Source organism: Chryseobacterium sp. Marseille-Q8038, from assembly GCF_965111995.1.
This window is the reverse complement of sequence record NZ_CBCOPN010000002.1, coordinates 406,713-426,960: the sequence shown is the minus strand read 5'-3', so window position 1 is coordinate 426,960 and position 20,248 is coordinate 406,713. Positions and strand designations below refer to the sequence as shown.

The following is a 20,248-nucleotide window of genomic DNA, read 5'->3' as shown; positions in this document are numbered from 1 at the left end:
ATATACTTGAAAGTACCAAATTGAACTGAAAAATATGGAAACAAACATAACGCACGAAGATACCGTAACAAGAGTAATGGAAGCTCTGGAAAGCATCAGACCGTTTTTGAATAAAGACGGTGGTGATATTGAGCTTATTGATGTGAAAGATAATCAGGTGTTTGTGAAACTTTTAGGTAACTGTTCCGGGTGCTCATTGAATTTTTCAACCTTAAAGCTAGGCGTTGAAAATACAATCAAGCAACATGCTCCGGAAATCGAAAAGGTAATCAACGTAGAGTAAAATTATATCTGAGATATTTTTAAAAGACAGGTTTTTTTAAAGCCTGTCTTTTTTTTGTTTAAAATCAGAGTTAAATAGAAATCTCATCTCTCAGGTTTTGAAAACTGTGAGGTGTATGATGGGATTTTCCAGACTTAGAAAAATGTTTTTATTGTTTTACTACTCTATTCCCCACTCCTGTAACAGAAACATCAGGTTTTCCTGATTTTGTTCCTGAAGTTCGGTAGTATACTGTGTTATTACCTCCTTCTATGGAAACTTTATCCACTTTATCAATATATACTTTGTTACCCGTTCCCGAAACTGCAATCTTTTTTGCACTTCCTTTGATCGTTACCGTATTGTCACCACCTTCTACTTCAGCTACTCCTCCGTTGAGAGAATAATTGAGTTGGTGGCCTACACCTTCTACATGTACAATCTTATTATTGTCCGTTTTTTCTACACCTTTTGCAGATTCTGTTTTCCTGGATTGTGAAAAAGCTGTTCCTGTCCCGAGTAAAAGGATAGCCAGAATTCCTGCTCTTTTAATATTTTTCATTGTGATTGGATTTTGATTGGAGTAAATATAGAAATAAAATGATTTTTTCAGGTATTTTAAAAGTTAAATCATCTTAAATATAAAGCTTTTAAGACACTGTTTTTTCAATGATTTAAGAAATAGGGTTGATATCATTTTATCAACAATAAAAAAGCTCCGGAAATCCGAAGCCTTTTCAATCAACTAAATATTATATTTTACTTTATAATAATTCTTTTTATCTGTCCTTCTGAAGTTTTTACAAGGTAAACTCCTGTAGAAAGATTGAACGTACTTATTGTTAAAGCATTTTTCTCTTTTCCGATTAATTTCCCGGACATATCATACAATTCGTAATCCTGCTTTCTGTTGAAATAAAGAGTGTTTCCTTTGTTTACCGGATTAGGGAATATGTTGAATGTCGCCTGCTCAGTTTTAATTTCACCAGTTCCAAGTGTTGTTGGTGTAGCGACTTCAAATATGGAGAGCGTTCCACTGATTTCATTGGCAACGATCACATAACCATTGGCGGCTGTATTTTGGGGAGCAATGTAGATAATTCCTTCAGGGCCATTGTCTCCTCCATATGCGGAAGTTGATCGCGAATGTTTATAATCTGTGAAGGTAGGATTATTAGGATCTGTAATATTGTAAACCATAACACCACCTGTTCTTTCTAAGGTAATGAAAGCATAAGTCTGGCCGTTGATATTTCCTAATGCCACTCCTTCTGGTTCAGGACCCTTAGCACGGCTTCTGTTTTTGACAGCATTTGATTCATTATCTGCATTGAAAATTAATGGATGCTTCACGGAAATATATCTTTCAAACTGATCTCCGCTATCATAAACAATCTGCTTGGTATCTGCATTGAAAATGGAGAATGAACGAGCCCCTAAAGCTGCGATTTCTTCAAATTCTGTATCTCCGTCTGTATTTCCGGTAGCAGATGAAACCCTGAATCTTCCAAGATTATAAGAAGCCTTTAAGATATTTGAATGAGGGAAAAGTACAGGATCTAAAGTATAAGTATTAGCTCCCACAGTTGTTCTCTCACTATATCCGGAAAGATCTTTTTCATCACCTTCATTGGCGGTTACAATATAATTTGTGCTACCTACCTTATAATTCTGTACTGCATCCGGAGTATAATAGGCTTTCACCGGCCAGTTGGCAATTAAAACTTCTCCATTATTGTCCGAAGCATCAAATCCGTTCCCCGGAATACTCATGTCTTTTTTGCCTAATCCCCAAATTCCTGTAATAGTTTTGGTTGCCAGGTTAATCTCTGCGATGGCATTATTTTCCTGAAGGGTTACCCATGCTTTCTGACTGTCTGAACTGATGGTTACATATTCTGGTTCCAGATCCTGAGAAAGCGTATTATTCGTTCTTACTTTTCTTAATCCGGTAGCTGTTAAAGCTGCTACCTGAGAATCAAAACTATTGAAATTGAGTGTTGTTACATTACTTTGGGTAAGATTTCCAATCCCTCCGGAAATATCAATGATGCTGATTGTTCCTTCAGGATCTACCGTATAAGCGTCATTAGGTTCTCCTTCGTTGGCGGTCACTACTTTTGTTCCGTCAGGGGAGAAGGTGATCATATCCGGTAAAGCTCCTACAGTTACCTGTTTCAGGAAGTTTCCGTTAATATCAAAGAATACTACAGAACCATTTTGCTGAGGATCAGTATTCGGAGATGCGGCTGCGATGATTCCGTTTTTTACGGCAATACTCGTAATTCCGCCGTAAGGAGCCATATTGACTGTTTTTACAACTGATGGAGCTGCCGGAGTACTGAAATCAATAATATCAAAAACATCTGTAATCGAACTGATCGTGAACAAACGTTGTGTGGATGCATCATGAACTACAATTTCTGTAGAACTGCTATTATTTCCTGAAGGATCAAAACTTCCGAGGTAATTCAATTGAATCTGATGGGAAGGAACCGGTGTCGGCTTATCATTATCTACAATATAAACGGTTGCCGAATTATCTCCTGATATTGTTGCTCCCACAGGATTTTCAAGACTTACTACAAAGTATTCAGCCTGCTGTTCTGCCACTGTGTCATCAATAATCGGAATATTCACGGTGTAGCTTGTTGTAGAAGGAGTAATAGAAATAGTCTGGTTGACTAAAGTAAAATCATTAGCATCAGCTGTACTGAATGGTGCGGGCTTAACAACAAGATTTACTGTAGAGGTTGATGGATTCGTGATATTAATTTTTAACGCCAGGTTTCCTGCATTTTCATTGACTTTAATGAAATTCTTTTCTAAGGAAATAATAGTTCCGGCAGTCGTAAAAGTACTGGACGTAACGGCAGTAACGGCATTATCACTGAAATCCTCTACCGTATTGGGCTTAAGGGCTACATAATACGTTTGTCCCGGAACTAAGCCGGAAGCAGGAATTACGGTGATGGTATTATTACTGAAAGTGGTAGTAAAGGGAACTTGTGTACCTGAAGCATTTCCAAGACGGAAATCTATAAGGTTTTGTGCATTAGAATCGTTGATTGCTGAATTGTCTGTTAATCTTACATTCTCATTAAAAGAAAGGGTAGGATTTACGGTAATTGAAGCGTTATTGGTAGTATTAGCAGGAAGATAAGTGACTGCTGGTGGAGTTGTGTCTGCACTTCCAACAGAGGTTGCATCTACTGTAAAATTATCAAAACGGTTGTTTCCTCCTGTTCCGCCTCCTGTTGCAGAGAATTCAACTTTTAATTTAAAATCAGGATTATTATTAGCTCCCTGAATAGCAGAAAAATCCAATGTAGTCAATTGTGGATCTGCATCCTGAGGATTCACAGTCTGAAGCTGTACAAAGGTAGTTCCGTCTGTGGAATAAGACCATGTCTGCGTTCCGGCTCCCTGCCCGGATCTTCTGGTCGTGAACTTAACAATGACATTCTTGTATCCTGTTGTAGGAAGATTAAATTGTAAAGCTCCACCAATCGGATTATTGAATCTTAAATGAGTTCCGGATGCATCACCATTTCTGGCATTTAAATTTTGCAAATCAAAATTCTGTCCCGTACCACCGGCAAAATCAATTACACTTGTTCCTCCTGCTATCGCTGCAAGAGAGCCATTTACCATGGTTGACGATGGGGTAGTGACTGCAGCAGCAGAAGTATTATTGTTGAAATTCCAGTAATGAATCAGTGTCTGTCCGAAAAGACCGCTCTGAAAAAAGAAGGCAGCTATCACAGACCCTTTTAATAGGTAGTTGTTGATCATTTTTACATCAATTAGATATGCAAAAATGAACTTTCTGTTTCGCAACTATTTTAATGGAATCTTAAGAAATGTTTAAAAAATAGGTTTGTTTCTGATAAAAGATAGAATTTTGTTCGAATAAGAGAGTTGAGATGAAATTATTTTCCTGACTTTCCGGAAAAATTTAAAATCGTTCCTGATTTATTTCCTTCCAGCGGATGTTTCTGCATGTAAAAATATCCTGAAACAGCAGTCACAAGCAACAGTACAAAAATAACCAGAACAATTCTTTTTAACATGTCTCTCATAGTGCTAAATTTTTAATATCTCTAATTTCTAAAGTAGATGTTGGGTATCCATTTTGTGTCACTTTGATCATTGCTCTACCCACTTCGTGTAAAGTTAATGATTTTGATTGGAAAAAAACAGGAAAAATCCAAATAAAAGGTTTAAAAAACCATTTTACATTCAATTGACCATCAACGGGTTTCATAAATCCGGGACGGAAATTATAAGCTCCTTTGAAATTCATTCTTTTCAGATCATTTTCTGTTTTCCCTTTTACGCGTGCCCACATCAGTTTACCACTCTCTGTACTGTCTGTGCTTGCTCCTGAGACATAGCTGAAAACCATGTCCGGATTTTGGTTTAAAACAGCTTTTGCAAAATGGAGGGTTGTATCGTAAGTGATTTTGGTGTAGTCTTCTTCATTCATCCCTACACTGCTTATTCCTGCGCAGAAAAAGCAGGCATCATAACCTTTCAGGTTTTCATCATGAAGGTCTATGGATAAAAAGTCAGGGATAAGATATTCTTTCAGTTTGGAATGTGTTTTTCCGGAGGGTTTTCGGCTTATGCTCAGAATTTCAGAAACATTAGGATTTTCAAGACATTCCATTAAAACACCTTCGCCTACCATTCCTGTAGCTCCTGTAAGAATTATTTTGATTGGGTTCATTGCTTTGCTATTGATACTGGTATGACGGATGAAGATGAGGTTTTACTTTAAAATTCTGAAAAATTTTTATTAGAAGATAGAAGATAAAAGATAAAAGATAAAAGATAAGAGATAAAAGATGTTTATGTTAAAATTCAATAGGGGTGGGTTTTAACCCACCTGAAAATTAATTATCCATCTATTGGCTTTAGCCAAAACTTAATAGTATGAGAGAGCATAGAGATTGCTTCGTCGCGTTGCTCCTCGCAATGACAATGTGCGAAACAGCTTCTCAAAGAAAAAGCCAGCACAAAAATGGCTGGCTTTCAATATTGTTTGTATGCTGTTATTTTTTATGTTGCAGCTGACTGTAAATATTATGGATCAATCCGTCTGCTACTGAGATTTTAGGGACAAAAATCCTGTTGATCTCAGACCAGGACATTACGTTGTTGAAAATTCCCAGAGCATGTACCAATACGTCTGCACGGTCTTCTCTCAGGTTGTAATTGCTCATTCTTTCTTCTACGGACAATTCATTGAACTCTCTATAAACCTTTTTCAGATGAGACAAAGACATTGGTTTTCCGTCTTTGGTTTTGCTCATGGAGAATACTTTGTTGATATTTCCTCCAGACCCGATGGCTACAATTGGTTTTTTGCTGACGATATTTTTCTTGATTTCATCTTTCATTTCCTTCCAGTTGTCCATCGTTACAAGATTGTTGAGAAGACGGATTGTTCCGATATTGAAGGATTTTTCGTAAACCATTTTGCCGTTTTCGTAAAAGGTAAGTTCTGTAGAACCTCCACCTACATCAATATATAGATAGGCAAATTCTTTGTCAAGACCTTCTGCTACGTGATTTTCATAGATGAGCGTTGCTTCTTCATCACCGGAAATGATCTCAATATTAATACCTGACGTTTCTTTTACCAGATTGATGATTTCATTACCATTGGCAGCATCACGCATTGCACTGGTAGCACAGGCTCTGTAATGATCTACTTTGTATATTTTCATCAGGTCACTGAAGATTTTCATGGAGTCAATGACCATTTTTTCTCTTTCCGGGCCTATCTTTCCGATGGTGAAAACATCCATTCCCAGTCTCAGAGGAATTCTGAGAAGGTTAAGTTTGATGAATTCAGGTTTTCTGTTATTAATCTTTACTTCATTGATAAGAAGGCGGGCTGCATTACTCCCTATGTCTATCGCTGCTATCTTCATTTTTTGCTTGTTTTAGCTTTTAAATATTTATAGGTTTCTATTTGTGATCGGCATTCTTGTTTTTCATTTCTTACATATTCATTGCTCAGTCTCTTATCCAGAATTCGGGCTTTTACATTATCCCTAAGCTGAATGTCAAGAATGTCTTTTAATTCTTTCTTCAGGTTCTTGTCCGTAATTTTAGCGGCTGCTTCAATTCTGTAGTCAAGATTCCTTGTCATCCAGTCGGCAGAAGAAATATACATGTCTTCTGATCCTTTATTGTAGAAATACATTACTCTGGCATGTTCCAGATATTCATCTACAATACTTATAGCTTTTATTTTTTCTTTAAAATCCTTTTGGTTGACGGCACAATAGATTCCTCTTACAATCAGTCTGGTTACCACACCTGCTTTTGCGGCATCATATAATTTTTCTATCAGCAGTCTGTCGCTCAGAGAATTTACTTTTACTATAATCTCTGCTCTTCGTCCTGCTTTAGCTTCTTCAATTTCTTTATCAATATGGTGAACAATTTTTTCACGCATAAACTGAGGGCAAACTAATAAATTTTTACAAGTTTTCAAAATGGAAATAAAATCATCTTTCGGTTTTTTCAATACATTGAAGACTTTATTGATATCTGCCATGATGCCACGGTCAGCAGTTAACAACAGGTGGTCTCCATATATTCTTGCCGTTTTTTCATTGAAGTTTCCGGTACTTACAAATCCATATTGAATTGTTTTGTTGTGGGCTCTCTTTTTGATAACACAAAGCTTGGCATGTACTTTTTTATTGGGGATACCAACAAGAACGGTAATTCCTTCCGGTTCCAGCATGTCTTTCCATTCCAGATTGGATTCTTCATCAAATCTTGCCTGAAGTTCCAGCATCACTGTCACTTCCTTACCATTTCGTGCCGCATAGATTAATGCATTAATAATTTTTGAGCTGCTGGCCAGACGGTAAGCCGTGATCTGTATGGATTTCACATCCGGATCCATGGCGGCTTCGCGAAGAAGGTCAATCACCGGATTATACTTGTGGTAAGGGAAAGTAAGGAGAACATCTTCTTTTAAAATAACATCCGTTACCCTTTCCCCATGTTCAAATGCCTGATGGGTAAAAGAGGTTCTTTCCACCGGTCTTTCATACTTTTCAAAAACATCAGGAAAGTCCATGAAATGCTTGAAATTATGAATTTTTCCTCCGGGAATGATACTGTCTTTCTTGGTCAGATTCAGTTTTCTGATAAGAAGTTCCAGCAGAGCTTTATCCATATCTTTATCAAAAACGAAACGGGTAGGTTTTCCTTTTCTTCTGTTTTTGAGTCCTTTTTCTATCTTTTCTGCGAAGTTGGTTCTGATATCATTATCCAGATCCAGTTCCGCATCTTTTGTTACTTTAAAAGCATTGGCTGCAAACTCATCATATCCGAAATAAGAAAATATGTGAGGAAGGTTGAAAGTAATCACATCTTCCAGTAACATGACATTTTTTTCTTCCGGATCTTCCGTTGGCAGCAATACGAATCGCCCCACAAAACGGGAAGGAATTTCAATAATTGCATAATTGCTGGAATACTGCCAGTCTTTTTTTCTCATGGCTACGCCCAGGTAAAGACTTTTATCTCTCATGTAGGGCATAGGTGTATTTTCATGAAGAAGAATCGGGATCACATTGGATTCTACCACTTCGTCAAAATATTGTCGGACAAACTCTTTCTGCTTTGCTGTCAGGTTTTTGGCGTTTTTAATAGAAACTTTATGATCAGCCATTTCAGTCTGGATTTTTTTCCAGGTTTTATCAAAATTCAGCTGCTGTCTCATAACAACCTCATTGATTCTCTGAAGGATTTTGGTAGGAGGCTGATAGAAAGATTCAGCAATCACTTTTTCCTTAAAATCCATGGCACGCTTTAATCCGGCAACACGTACTCTGAAAAATTCATCTAAATTGTTGGAGAAAATTCCCAGGAAACGTATTCTTAAATGTAAGGGTACTTTTTCATCCATAGCCTCCTGCAAAACTCTTTCGTTAAAGGCAAGCCATGTAATATCTCTTGGATTAAAGTGTATTGACATTCTAAATGTGTATATTTTATCAAAAATAATAATTCACAAAGACTATCACCTTATTTCTTAGGTTAAACTTTGATTAATTTTTAAAGATTGGTGAATTAATTTGTTAGACTAATATAATCATGTTGATAATCAATACTTTTTTACGGGATTGATATGGATCAAATTTTATTTTTATGAAGAAAAATGAGAGAATACATCTCATCAGTCATGACAGTTTATTGGGGTAGTATAGAAACGTACCAGAAAAAATCTCAAAATAGTTATTGAAATCCTGGAAAGCTTATTTATGGCATTCTGATAAAATCTTGTAGGAAAAAATTTCCATATTAAACCATATAAAAACCTCAATTTATCGGGGTTTTTATTTTTATTGTGTCATTTTGTCATAATTCTTCGAATGGTACAGATATTGAGAAATTGAGAGTGTAAATTAAATTAAAAATAGAAAAAATATAAAATATTATGAGTAAAATAATTGGAATTGACTTAGGAACAACCAACTCTTGTGTTGCTGTAATGGAGGGAAAAGACCCTGTTGTTATTCCTAACGCAGAAGGTAAGAGAACTACTCCTTCTATCGTAGCTTTTACGGAAGATGGAGAAAGAAAAGTAGGTGATCCTGCAAAAAGACAGGCTGTAACGAATCCAACAAAGACTGTTTACTCTATTAAAAGATTTATCGGAACTCATTTTAAAGATGATGCTTCTGAAATCACAAGAGTACCTTATAAAGTAGTTGCCGGACCAAACGATACAGTAAAAGTAAAAATCGACGATAGAGAATATACTCCACAGGAAATTTCTGCAATGACTCTTCAGAAAATGAAGAAAACTGCTGAAGATTATCTTGGACAGGAAGTAACAAGAGCGGTAATTACTGTTCCTGCATACTTCAACGATGCACAGAGACAAGCTACTAAAGAAGCTGGTGAAATTGCGGGTCTTAAAGTAGAAAGAATTATCAATGAGCCTACAGCTGCAGCATTAGCTTACGGTCTTGATAAAAACCATAAAGATCAGAAAATCGCAGTATATGACCTTGGAGGTGGTACTTTCGATATCTCAATCCTTGATTTAGGAGACGGTGTATTCGAAGTATTGTCTACAAACGGTGATACCCACTTAGGAGGTGATGACTTTGATGATGTGATCATCAACTGGATGGCTGACGAGTTCAAAGCTGAAGAAGGTGTAGATTTAAAATCTGATGCCATTGCTCTTCAAAGATTGAAAGAAGCTGCAGAAAAAGCTAAAATTGAATTATCTTCTTCTCCTCAGACTGAAATCAACTTACCCTATATCACAGCTACTGCTACTGGCCCTAAACACTTAGTGAAGTCTTTAACAAAAGCTAAATTCGAGCAATTATCTGCTGATCTTGTAAGAAGATCTATGGAGCCTGTTGCTAAAGCATTAAAAGATGCTGGTTTATCAACTTCTGATATTGACGAAGTAATCTTGGTAGGTGGTTCTACAAGAATCCCAATCATCCAGGAAGAAGTAGAAAAATTCTTCGGTAAAAAACCATCTAAAGGAGTTAACCCGGATGAGGTTGTAGCAATTGGTGCAGCTATCCAGGGAGGTGTATTGACAGGTGATGTAAAAGACGTATTACTACTTGACGTTACTCCACTTTCTTTAGGTATTGAAACAATGGGTTCTGTATTCACTAAATTAATTGAAGCGAATACTACCATCCCAACTAAGAAATCTGAAGTATTCTCTACTGCATCTGACAACCAGCCGGCAGTAAGCATCAGAGTAGGACAAGGTGAAAGATCAATGTTCAACGATAACAAGGAAATCGGTAGATTCGATCTTCAGGATATTCCACCAGCACCAAGAGGAGTTCCTCAAATTGAAGTAACTTTCGATATTGATGCTAACGGTATCCTAAGCGTATCTGCTAAAGATAAAGGAACTGGTAAAGAACAGTCTATCAAAATTCAGGCTTCTTCAGGTCTTTCTGACGAAGAAATCGAAAGAATGAAGAAAGAAGCTCAGGAAAACTCTGCAGCAGATGCTAAGAGAAAAGAAGAAGTTGAAATCTTCAACAAAGCTGACGGATTGATCTTCCAGACTGAAAAGCAATTGAAAGAATTCGGTGAGAAACTTTCTGCTGACAAAAAAGCAGCAATCGAAGCAGCTCATGGAGAATTAAAAACAGCTTTCGAAGCTAAAAATGCTGATGATGTTAAAGCTAAAACTGAAGCATTAGACGCAGCATGGATGGCCGCTTCTGAAGAATTATATGCAGCGGGTCAACAGCCAGGAGCTGATGCAGGTGCTGGAGCTCAGAATGCTGGTGGAAACGCTGGAGCTGAAGATGTACAGGATGCAGACTTCGAAGAAGTAAAATAATAGATATAAACACTAACATTTAATTATAAATCAACCCCGCGGTAAACAAAGTTTACCGCGGGGTTTTTCGTATATAAATACTCATAAAACAGATCGGATAAATATTTCCTTGAAGAGTAATTGCTGAAAAATAAGATTATCAGCGGCTTACTGTGGGTATTTTTATTTCTTTTTCTTAGTGTATATTTTGTGGATTAATATCATAAACACATTTGTACTGATGTATCCTCTAAGCTTTTGTTTTTCGTTGTTTTTATTGTTGTTTTATTCTTTATATAGGGATTTATATGTAAATATTATTTTATTTTACGTTAAAATAACTTTAATAATTTCAATAACTTACTTTTTATTTAGAATAATTATAATTAATTTTGCAGCCTAAATATTTTAAGGGTGAAAGTATCGTTATTAGCAGGTGCTGTTTTTTTAACAGCAGGAGGTTTCTTGTCTGCACAGAATGTAGAATTCTATCATGATGGACAACTTAAAAAGGGAGAACTTCTGACCAGAGAAATGGAAAAATGTAAAGGCTTGGTCTACAAAGATCAGATTCTGACTTTTAAAGGAAGTTGTCAGATAACCCTCCTGAATGCCAACAATAAAAAAGAAAAAATCACACTAAAAGAAGGAGAAGAGCTTAAAGTAGAATTCATTCCATCCAAAGAAAATTTTTTAGAAAAACCAGCGATCAGGATTGAAGGAGTACAGCTTACCGCCAGAAAAAAACAGTTTTCTGAAATTGCTATCCAGCAGGAAGCCCTTCAAAATTTACAATCATTTTCTATCGGAGATGTTCTACAGCAATTACCAGGTCAATATGTACAACAATTTGACAATACCCAGTTTAAAAATATTGTTTTCAGAACTGCAAGCGGATCATCTGTAACAGGATCCGGTAATATTCCCGGTGGAGATGATTTTGGAAACAGAGCATTCGGTGTACAGTTGATGGTCAATGATATTGCCTTATCCAATAATGAAAATATGCAGAGCTATGATTCTGCGAACAGCGGCCCCTTCGGGATAAGTTTTAGTACTTCTACCAATGGAGGAAATTTAACACCAAGCCAACCGAATTACGGGGTCGATTTAAGAGAAATTTCGACTGAAAATATTGAAAGTATTGAAGTCATACAAGGGGTTCCGGATGCTAAATATGGAGATTTAACTTCAGGACTTATCAAGGTTACAACCATTGCCAAAGCATCACCACTCCGTTTGGATGCATCGCTCAGAGATGGAACTTACCAGGTAGGGGTTACAAAAGGATTTAAGCTTAAAAACAACAATGCCCTGAATGTATCTGTGGGCTATATGAATTCACTTTCTGATCCAAGAACCAGTCTGGTAGGATATGACAGAACAAATGTCAACTTCCTTTGGTCATCAAAAAATAAAAACGGTTTCAGTAATAAATTCTCCGCTTCGTTTTCTACCAATACCAGCAAAGGGAAAAGAGATCCTGATGATCTGGACGGAATGATTATCAATGTAGATAACAAGAGTTTTTCATTAGGAAATAATATCAGTTATAACTTTAATCGAAACGGAAGCAAACCATTTTTCAGAACGGTCAGTGCAGATGTAGGGGTCAGCTATTCAACGCAGCTTACGGAGAGAAGATTCTGGCTTAACCAGGGAGCCCGTCCTTATGGAAATTCAACCACTGATGGTGTTTATTACGCTCCTTATACACCCCCAAGTTATGAAAATCAGGCCTTCTCAGACGGTAAACCACTTACTATTTTCACTGATTTAAGTGTGAACGGAAGTAAAGTGACAGCCTCCAAATGGGTTCATATGTACAGCATTGGAGCGAACTTCAGATATGGAAACAATTTCGGAAAAGGCCGTTACGGAACTGCAGGACAGTTTACAACATTTAATGCGGCAGGTCAGGGATCAAACGGAATGAGAGACTTTAATTATCGTGATCATGTTTTTGCATCCAAACAATATGCATTCTATATCCAGGATAATATTACGAAAGCTTTTGCTAATAAACATATCTTAAGAACCAATCTGGGACTTCGTTACGATCTGCAGAATTCATATTCTACCTATTCCCCAAGGGTAAATACTTCGTATCAAATGGGAAAATTTTCTGTAAGAGGAGGATTTGGGCTCACTTCTAAAGCTCCTTCTTTGAATCAGATTTACACAGCACCAAGATATTTTGACTTCCTTCTTGGTGATTATCGTCTGCCGGGATATTATTCAGCTGCTATCATGCAAACTATTGTTACGCCGGGAGATAATGCCAATCTGAAACCATCACGAAGCTGGAAAACTGAAGTAGGAATGGATTACAGATTTCCTTTTGCAACAGTTAACCTTACAGCTTATTACAACCGATTATTTGATGGATTTACCACCGCAAGTGTTCATAAAATTATGGATAAGGCGAAAGTAAATGTCAATGTCTCAGGAACAGAAGTACCTACTTTTGAAGTAATAGGAACAGAAAAATTTAATTATCTCCAAAACAGAATCGTTAACGGATATCAGTCCGTAGATAAAGGACTGGAGCTGATGGCAAGTTTCAAAAAGATTGAAGCTTTAAATCTTGTTATAGGTTTCAATGCCAGTTATGTAGAAACTTCCGGCCATAAAGATGAAGGTCTTTACAAGATCACTGCTCCTAAGATTGCAGATAAAGACTATGAATATGGAATTTATAACGATTCCCGAAACAAAAGTTCTATGGCCAGAGCAAGTTTCAGTTTTGATTATCACCTGGCCTCATCAGGATTGATTATCGGTTTGAGAACAGATCATTTCCTTTCAGACAGAACCCTGAATGGTATGAATGATATTTATCCGATAGGGTATATCAAACATGACGGAGAGACACAGATGATTCCGGAAAATGACCGTACTAATCCAAAATATCAGGGACTCTTCCTGAAACCTTCCGATGAAAAACTTTCAGGTTTATATAACAAAACCCTGCATAATATTCATTTAAGAGTTACCAAGGATTTCCTGAGCGGCCTCAGACTTTCAATCTATGTGAGTAATGTTTTCAACTTAAAAGCATACGACGAGAGAGGAGCTGTATACGGCAATTTTACCTCTACCTCGTTTGGAGGAAATATTTCATACCGATTTTAATACTACTAAAAATAAACTTGAACATAATGAAACAATTCATACTATTACTCCTATTTCCTGTCCTTGTTCTGACAGGATGCAACAGAGATGATGACTTTGGTAATAATGAGATTAAACCTGTTCCGTTTACCATAAATATAAAATATGATGCTTCAAAATATCCTTCCGTTTCCGATAAAGGAGTTGCCAATGTAACCGTGATTCTGAAAAACTCTGCAACAGAAGATCAGATTATAGGAAAGACAAATGCAGATGGTGAATTGATTTTGGATGCTGTTCTACCGGGAACTTATAGTGTTCAGGCTGAACTGCAACTGAAGCAGAATGAATATGAGCAACAGATTGGAGAAGAGACCAGCTATGAAATTGTACACTTCGGAGGTTTTGATGAAAAAGTAACCGTTAATGCCAATACCTCTTCAAAATTGGTCAGAATCACCAGTGGAAACTTAGGAGATCTTGTAATCAAACAGTACTATTATGCAGGTTCGGATACGAAATTAGGAGCCAATTTCAGAGATCAGTTTATTGAAATTCATAACAATTCTGATCAGACTATTTATGCAGACGGCTTATATCTGGTATTTCTGGAGGGGAATACGAATAATAATCCAACTACTTATACTTTATCTAATGGACAGTACGACTGGAGCAAAACTGCCGGTGGCGGATCTGAGGCAAACACAGAGTACGTATATTCCAATATATTCATTAAAATACCAGGAAACGGAAATCAGTATCCTATTTTGCCTGGGAAAAGTATTGTCATTGCTCAAACCGCTATTAACCATAAAATGCCTTTTGATGATATCAACGGTACTGGTGTAGCGATACAGGAACCTGACAGAACCATAGACCTGAGCCATGCAGATTTTGAAACCTATATGGGTGATTATAATACTAGTATTGGTAAGAAACCTTTTGCATGGGATATCCAGAATATTTTGGTGCCGGATATGCTGGTGTCATACTGGAGTATTGCATCCAATGATTTAATCCTTAATGTAACTTCAATGCTGGGGCTGGGAATTCTGAGAGCAACCGATGCAGAAGTGGCAAGCTGGAAAAAAGTGGCATCGCCTAAAGCTCCAAGCGGAACTTTATTTCTGCAAATTCCTAAGAACTATATCATAGACGGAATTGATATTACAGACAAAGAACAAAAAGCACCTAAAGACTTTCCTGCAGATATAGATGCCTCAAGAACATTTATTGTTAATGCATCGGGACAGGCTGAAGCTACTTTTACCGGACTTTCTGTAATCCGAAAAACAAAGGAAATTACCAATGGACGTGTAGTATTGCAGGATACGAATAATTCTGCCAATGATTTTGTAACGATTAAAGCAAACCCTAGAGGATATGCACAATAATAAAAATAAGACAATTAAAGTTTTTCAATACAGTATATTGGGATTGGCTTTAGCAGGAACTCAGTTCTTTCATGCTCAGGCAACTCAGTTAGACAGTATTAATATAAGTGCTGTAGAAAAGAATATCAGAATCAATGATCCCTATATTTCATTTTTTCAGCCCTTGGATTTTTCCAGGACAACTTTTCAATATTCTTCAACAAAGCAAAATTTTAAAAGAGTTCAGACTCCTGAAGAGACCGGAAGTTTTACTTTTCTGTCTGAAGGAGTATATAAGCTTAATGATAAGATCGCTTTATCAGGAAGACTTAAAGCAGACAAAACAACCGAAGATAATGTTCCTTATATCCTCAGTGATGAAAGAACGAACAATTCTTCCTTTATTTACAATCCCTCTTATTATTGGGTTTCCCGTTCGGCAAAATGGCAGAAACAGAGTTATCTTATCAACGGACAGTTTGCCTATAATCCTGTAAAACCAGTCATTCTTCAGCTGGGAGGAGAAGGAATGTATGCTAAATCTTATCGTCAGAATGCAGATCCGAGACCCAAAGTAGATGATTATAAATACAAAGCTTTTGCAAAATTAGGGTTGAACTGGAAGCAGCACACTCTATTTGGAAAACTGAGCTATGTGCATCATTACAAAGGAAATGATATCATGTTTGTGAATATGAAAGGAAATGTACCTGCGAATGACAGTATTTATATCCATTATAATGAAGGCTACGGTAATCAGTATATCGGAATTACCCAATATAAAACTTCTGAATATAAAATGGGAGGCTATATCTGGGGCGGAGAATATGCCTTCAATAGTAATGATACTCATTTTTCTGCCGGATATGATTACAAAAACCTTATTGAACGCTTCTACAGAGTTTTTGAATATCAGGATGCAAACTATAACTGGCAGAAAGACTACACAAAATATTCCGGGCTGAAAACAAAGCTGCATAGCTTCTACCTTAATTTTTTAGGAAATTATAACGGGAAAAAATGGGCTTCTATGATGACGTATCAGGATCAGCTGGATACCAATTACAATTATCCTTTGGATTACACATCATACCGTCTGGAGCAGAAGAATCTTTCCTGGCAGAATAGCCTGGTCTGGTTTAATCATAAAAATGAGGCGTTCAAGGTTCTTTTCGATGCAGCCTATGGGAAAAATCGTGTAAAAGATTTGTCTGTAGTAATGGATCGAAAACTGTCTTTTTTCAATTACAGACTCGGAGCTGAAAAAGAATTTGCTTTAAAATCTTCTCATAAACTGGCTATTGGTCTTTCTCAAAATCTTTATGTTCCTTTGGGAAAAGAATTCAATTATCAGCCTTATCAAAGCACAAAAGAGAATATCTTTGCAACTAAAATAGCACAGCCGGACTTTGCGTATGATGCAACACCTAAAATGGGTCTTAATTTTAATGCAAATTATATTTTTGATCAGAACAAAATAAGGTATGAATTGTTTGCAAGTTTTTCCCAGATCTGGCTGATGAACAGTACTTATAAAAATCAAGTTGACTACAATGGCAGAGCTAATCATGTTGCCCTGGTAGGATTGAATGTTTATTATTAAAAAATAATGAAAGACAGATATATTGCTTTTCTGGCAATTGCCGGGATAATATGTTTACTAAGTTATACTTCTAATGACCCTACGGGATATACCGTGGAAGAACTTCGTACGCTATACAGCAGTGGAGACCAGAGCAAATGGCCGGCTGCTCACTTATTTGATGAAGCTAAAGAAGGTTTTCAGGATATCGGACCTTTGTCTAAAATGAATTTTCCTGAAGATAATCCCTATTCCGAAGATAAAATGGAACTAGGGAAAATGTTGTTCTTTGATCCGAGACTTTCTAAAAGCGGACAGATTTCCTGTGCCAACTGCCACAATCCCGAAATAGGCTGGTCAGACGGAAGCAGAGTTTCTTTTGGTCATGACAGGCAGACTGGAACCAGAAATGCACCTACTCTGGTGAATATAGGATATGCCAAAACATTCTTCTGGGATGGCCGTTCATCAACTTTGGAAGAGCAAGTAAAAGCTCCCATTGAAAATCCTGTAGAAATGAATCTTCATATGTCAATGGCAACAAAAAATATCAGAAAAATTAAAGATTATAAACCTTTCTTTGTCAAAGCTTTTGGAAATGGGGAAGTGACTGAAGAGAAAATTGCAAAGGCTGTTGCTACTTTTGAACGTTCGCTCATCAGTCCGCCATCAAAGTTTGATAAATTTGTTTCCGGAAAAAAAGATGCTTTAACGGATTCAGAAATCAACGGGCTTCATTTATTCCGAACAAAAGCAAACTGTATCAACTGTCATAACACCCCTTATTTTTCTGACCAGAAGTTCCATAATCTTGGACTCACCTACTACGGAAGGAAATATGAAGATCTGGGAAGATATATCGTTACTAAAAAAAATGAAGACGTAGGAAAATTCAAAACCCCTACACTGAGAGAGGTTTCTGAAAATAAACCTTATATGCATAACGGACTTTTCCCTGAACTGGCCAATATCGTCATGATGTATAACGCCGGAATGGGCAGAGAAACACCAAAAGCAGATCAGCTCAATGATCCGAAATTTCCTCACAAATCAGGAATGGTAGAAAAACTGAATCTGACAGACGACGAAGTTTTTGATATCGTAGCATTTTTGAAAACACTGAACAGTTACAAATACAAAATGCGCCCGCCGGAATTACCTAAATCATAACTGTAATAAAAAACTCTTCCACTGGAAGAGTTTTTTTTGTAGAATTCCATTGTGAAAATAGAATTTATAGGTAATCTTTTGTATTAGTTCCCTTTAACAAATATAGTTCCGCTTAAGGATCCCTTACCCCAGTTGAAGTTAGCCCCGGATGAAGCGAACATATTAAATCTAGTACCAGTTGCAGTCCCTTCCACATAGCCATTCAGTGTGTATACTATATTCAGAGGTGATGATCCATTATTAACAACGGTTTCAGAAAAACTCCCTGAAACACTTATCATATGCGAACCGGAAGAAGAATAGGGGACAGAATATTTTCGGGAACCCTCCGATGCTTCTACTCCGTCTTTCAGAAAACGAATCCCAAAATATCCATTAACAACTGTATTACTGTTATTTATAGGAAAAGTGCCCATAGGAACAGTGTAGGTCATTAATATTTTGGCGGTAGAATTAGCAGGAACCACTACAGTAGCGCTTAAGCCAAGATCTATATTATCTACAATGTTGCCTGCTCCCGCAGCAGCCTGATCTACAGGAACTGTTGCTGCAACCGCTACTACCTGTGATAAGATATAATCACTTTTCTGAGGGGATAGTTTATTCCAGCTGGGTGCTCCGGAAGTTCCTGAATTATAATAAAGTCCCTCTCCATAAGGAGTTAATGCCGTGTTAGAATTGTAAACCATCAATCCTTTTGCAGGTGAAGGGACTGTTGCTCCATCTGTCATTGATGTTAATGATACTCTTGGCAGCAAAAATCCTTTGGTAGCTGAATTGAGATCCAGTAAAGCTGAATTATCCGGAATGCTTGTTCCTACCCCCACATTGCCAGAAGGAGTAATTGTCATCTTTATACTATTACTGGTTACCAGATGCAGGTTGTTGGGTGTGGTAGTTCCAAAGTAGGCGGATCCTCCCCCAATATACGTTTTCAGATTGATTGTACCATTGGTATGATTCAAACCGAAACTATTATCGAGAGTACTGATGGTAAGTTTAGTATCAGGTGTATTGGTACCAAGCCCTACGCGGTCATTGGCAGCATCTACTGATAAGGTATTTCCATCCACGGAAAATGCATTGGTCTGAGTTCCGGTAAATGCCAGAGTATTGGCATCCTGTGTTACCGTTCTATTACTGGTAAGTGTACCATCTGTATTATAAATATTAATGGAAGTAGCTCCTACAGCACCACCATCCGTAGATCTCCAGCCAGAGTTACTGTATACATATTCCAAAGCCTTACCATTGGGAATGGTAACACCACCTAATGCAGCACCAAAGCCTCCCGTTGTATTATTAAAAACAACGATTCGCTGACCTGCATTGGGGGCAGCAGGCGCCGTAATAGCAATTGTTGCAGTAGCAGCACCGGTAAGCTGTACCTGGCTTATATTAGCTGGAATAGTAGCTGCGTTACCAGTAACAACCAGTGTTGTTTCACGGTTGGTAATGGCTCCGTTCACATCCAGGGTGGTGCCGGGAGCGGTAAGCCCCAGTCCCAGATTACCATTAGAAGTCATTACCAGGTCATCTGTAGCCTGAGCTGCTGTCGGGGTTCCTGTTGTTGGATTATTTTTTACTCCATCAATATTAAATACTCCCTGAGGATTAGTTGTATTGATCCCCACTTGTGATTTTACCACCAGGGAAAATGTGGTAAGCAAGCCTGCTAGTAATAATTTTTTTTTCATAATATATAAGAATTTGGAATTAAAATAAATTAATATCTCTTTTTCTGTGAGTATTTCATAAAAAGAACAGTGTATCCTTGCGTTTTGTTGAATCGTATTTCTTCAAATAAAAGTAAGGATATACTCTAGGTTGTTGCGTGTTTTGATATACATCATACATACATCATATATACATCATATGTTATTTGATTACGGTTTCTGTGTTTTTATCATTTTTGTGTGGAGTAATTACTCTATTGTGCATTTTATTTTTTTTATTGACACTTTAGTAAATGACATGTTATTTACATCCTATTGCTTTATACTCTGAAATAAATGTTTTCTGCCAATGATTTTGTAACGATTAAAGCAAACACTGAATCTGACAGATGACGAAGTTTTTGATATCGTAGCATTTTTGAAAACACTGAACAGTTACAAATACAAAATGCGTCCACCAGAATTATCTAAATCATAACTGTAATAAAAAACTCTTCCAAGCGGAAGAGTTTTTTTATTTAAAGTGCTTTAATCATTTCATTTTTGTACAGATTTAATGGATAATTATAAGATAGAATAGGGATGAATATTAGATCATTATTGTTCTTTACTGTTGGATTAAATGTTTAATTATTAATTGTTTATGAAAATTACATAATGGATTATAAAAAGTGATTTTAATTTGTATATTTGATTTTTATTTAGAATAAATAAAAATAT

13 protein-coding genes are annotated in these 20,248 nt (G+C 36.8%); 6 read left to right on the top strand and 7 right to left on the bottom strand.

What is annotated here, in order from left to right; translation table 11 throughout:
- Positions 1–34: 34 nt before the first annotated feature.
- A complete protein-coding gene (locus ACWPWS_RS15850) occupies positions 35–283 on the top strand; it encodes a NifU family protein (RefSeq protein WP_002977212.1) in 249 nt (82 codons plus the stop codon).
- Between the two features lie 148 nt (positions 284–431).
- On the opposite strand, the gene ACWPWS_RS15845 is transcribed toward ACWPWS_RS15850, so the two are convergent.
- The 6 genes from ACWPWS_RS15845 to ppk1 all read right to left on the bottom strand — a co-directional run bounded on the left by ACWPWS_RS15845 (position 432) and on the right by ppk1 (position 8,273).
- Positions 432–824: a DUF3060 domain-containing protein gene (locus tag ACWPWS_RS15845; RefSeq protein WP_454047171.1), complete on the bottom strand. Its 393-nt coding sequence runs from the start codon at positions 822–824 to the stop codon at positions 432–434.
- Positions 825–1,021: 197 nt separating this feature from the next.
- The gene (locus tag ACWPWS_RS15840) at positions 1,022–4,057 is read right to left on the bottom strand and encodes a choice-of-anchor I family protein (RefSeq protein WP_454047170.1); all 3,036 of its coding nucleotides are present in this window, start codon (positions 4,055–4,057) and stop codon (positions 1,022–1,024) included.
- Positions 4,058–4,194: 137 nt separating this feature from the next.
- A complete protein-coding gene (locus tag ACWPWS_RS15835; protein WP_156106575.1) occupies positions 4,195–4,344 on the bottom strand; it encodes a hypothetical protein in 150 nt (49 codons plus the stop codon).
- Complete coding sequence (locus tag ACWPWS_RS15830) at positions 4,341–4,994, bottom strand: NAD-dependent epimerase/dehydratase family protein (protein ID WP_454047169.1); 654 nt, start codon at positions 4,992–4,994, stop codon at positions 4,341–4,343. The genes ACWPWS_RS15835 and ACWPWS_RS15830 overlap by 4 nt, the downstream gene beginning before the upstream one ends.
- Positions 4,995–5,319: 325 nt before the next feature.
- Positions 5,320–6,204, bottom strand: coding sequence for a Ppx/GppA phosphatase family protein (locus tag ACWPWS_RS15825; protein ID WP_454047168.1), 885 nt, complete (start codon positions 6,202–6,204; stop codon positions 5,320–5,322).
- The gene (gene ppk1, locus ACWPWS_RS15820) at positions 6,201–8,273 is read right to left on the bottom strand and encodes a polyphosphate kinase 1 (protein ID WP_209787867.1); all 2,073 of its coding nucleotides are present in this window, start codon (positions 8,271–8,273) and stop codon (positions 6,201–6,203) included. Before ppk1 ends, ACWPWS_RS15825 begins: the two co-directional genes overlap by 4 nt.
- A 462-nt stretch (positions 8,274–8,735) precedes the next feature.
- Here ppk1 and dnaK point away from each other — a divergent pair, with 462 nt between their 5' ends.
- From dnaK to ACWPWS_RS15795, 5 genes are all read left to right on the top strand, one after another.
- The gene (gene dnaK / locus ACWPWS_RS15815) at positions 8,736–10,634 is read left to right on the top strand and encodes a molecular chaperone DnaK (RefSeq protein ID WP_105681175.1); all 1,899 of its coding nucleotides are present in this window, start codon (positions 8,736–8,738) and stop codon (positions 10,632–10,634) included.
- A gap of 393 nt (positions 10,635–11,027) precedes the next feature.
- Entirely contained in the window at positions 11,028–13,748 is a 2,721-nt protein-coding gene (locus ACWPWS_RS15810; protein ID WP_454047167.1) for a TonB-dependent receptor plug domain-containing protein, read from the top strand.
- 26 nt (positions 13,749–13,774) lie between these two features.
- Entirely contained in the window at positions 13,775–15,121 is a 1,347-nt protein-coding gene (locus tag ACWPWS_RS15805; protein ID WP_454047166.1) for a DUF4876 domain-containing protein, read from the top strand.
- Positions 15,111–16,703, top strand: coding sequence for a DUF6850 family outer membrane beta-barrel protein (locus tag ACWPWS_RS15800; RefSeq protein ID WP_454047165.1), 1,593 nt, complete (start codon positions 15,111–15,113; stop codon positions 16,701–16,703). Before ACWPWS_RS15805 ends, ACWPWS_RS15800 begins: the two co-directional genes overlap by 11 nt.
- 6 nt (positions 16,704–16,709) lie before the next feature.
- Positions 16,710–17,852, top strand: a complete 1,143-nt coding sequence (locus ACWPWS_RS15795; protein WP_454047164.1) for a cytochrome-c peroxidase — start codon at positions 16,710–16,712, stop codon at positions 17,850–17,852.
- A gap of 83 nt (positions 17,853–17,935) precedes the next feature.
- Here ACWPWS_RS15795 and ACWPWS_RS15790 read toward each other — a convergent pair whose 3' ends face one another.
- Positions 17,936–19,549 (bottom strand): hypothetical protein, encoded by a 1,614-nt coding sequence (locus tag ACWPWS_RS15790; RefSeq protein ID WP_454047163.1) that lies wholly within the window; start codon positions 19,547–19,549, stop codon positions 17,936–17,938.
- Between the last annotated feature and the right edge of the window lie 699 nt (positions 19,550–20,248).

Bases quoted from the DNA above. Each gene is read 5' to 3' on its own strand.
- ACWPWS_RS15850 (WP_002977212.1), top strand. From the start codon at position 35: ATGGAAACAAACATAACGCACGAAGATACCGTAACAAGAGTAATGGAA.
- ACWPWS_RS15845 (WP_454047171.1), bottom strand. From the start codon at position 824: ATGAAAAATATTAAAAGAGCAGGAATTCTGGCTATCCTTTTACTCGGG.
- ACWPWS_RS15840 (WP_454047170.1), bottom strand. From the start codon at position 4,057: ATGATCAACAACTACCTATTAAAAGGGTCTGTGATAGCTGCCTTCTTT.
- ACWPWS_RS15835 (WP_156106575.1), bottom strand. From the start codon at position 4,344: ATGAGAGACATGTTAAAAAGAATTGTTCTGGTTATTTTTGTACTGTTG.
- ACWPWS_RS15830 (WP_454047169.1), bottom strand. From the start codon at position 4,994: ATGAACCCAATCAAAATAATTCTTACAGGAGCTACAGGAATGGTAGGC.
- ACWPWS_RS15825 (WP_454047168.1), bottom strand. From the start codon at position 6,204: ATGAAGATAGCAGCGATAGACATAGGGAGTAATGCAGCCCGCCTTCTT.
- ppk1 (WP_209787867.1), bottom strand. From the start codon at position 8,273: ATGTCAATACACTTTAATCCAAGAGATATTACATGGCTTGCCTTTAAC.
- dnaK (WP_105681175.1), top strand. From the start codon at position 8,736: ATGAGTAAAATAATTGGAATTGACTTAGGAACAACCAACTCTTGTGTT.
- ACWPWS_RS15805 (WP_454047166.1), top strand. From the start codon at position 13,775: ATGAAACAATTCATACTATTACTCCTATTTCCTGTCCTTGTTCTGACA.
- ACWPWS_RS15800 (WP_454047165.1), top strand. From the start codon at position 15,111: ATGCACAATAATAAAAATAAGACAATTAAAGTTTTTCAATACAGTATA.
- ACWPWS_RS15795 (WP_454047164.1), top strand. From the start codon at position 16,710: ATGAAAGACAGATATATTGCTTTTCTGGCAATTGCCGGGATAATATGT.
- ACWPWS_RS15790 (WP_454047163.1), bottom strand. From the start codon at position 19,549: ATGAAAAAAAAATTATTACTAGCAGGCTTGCTTACCACATTTTCCCTG.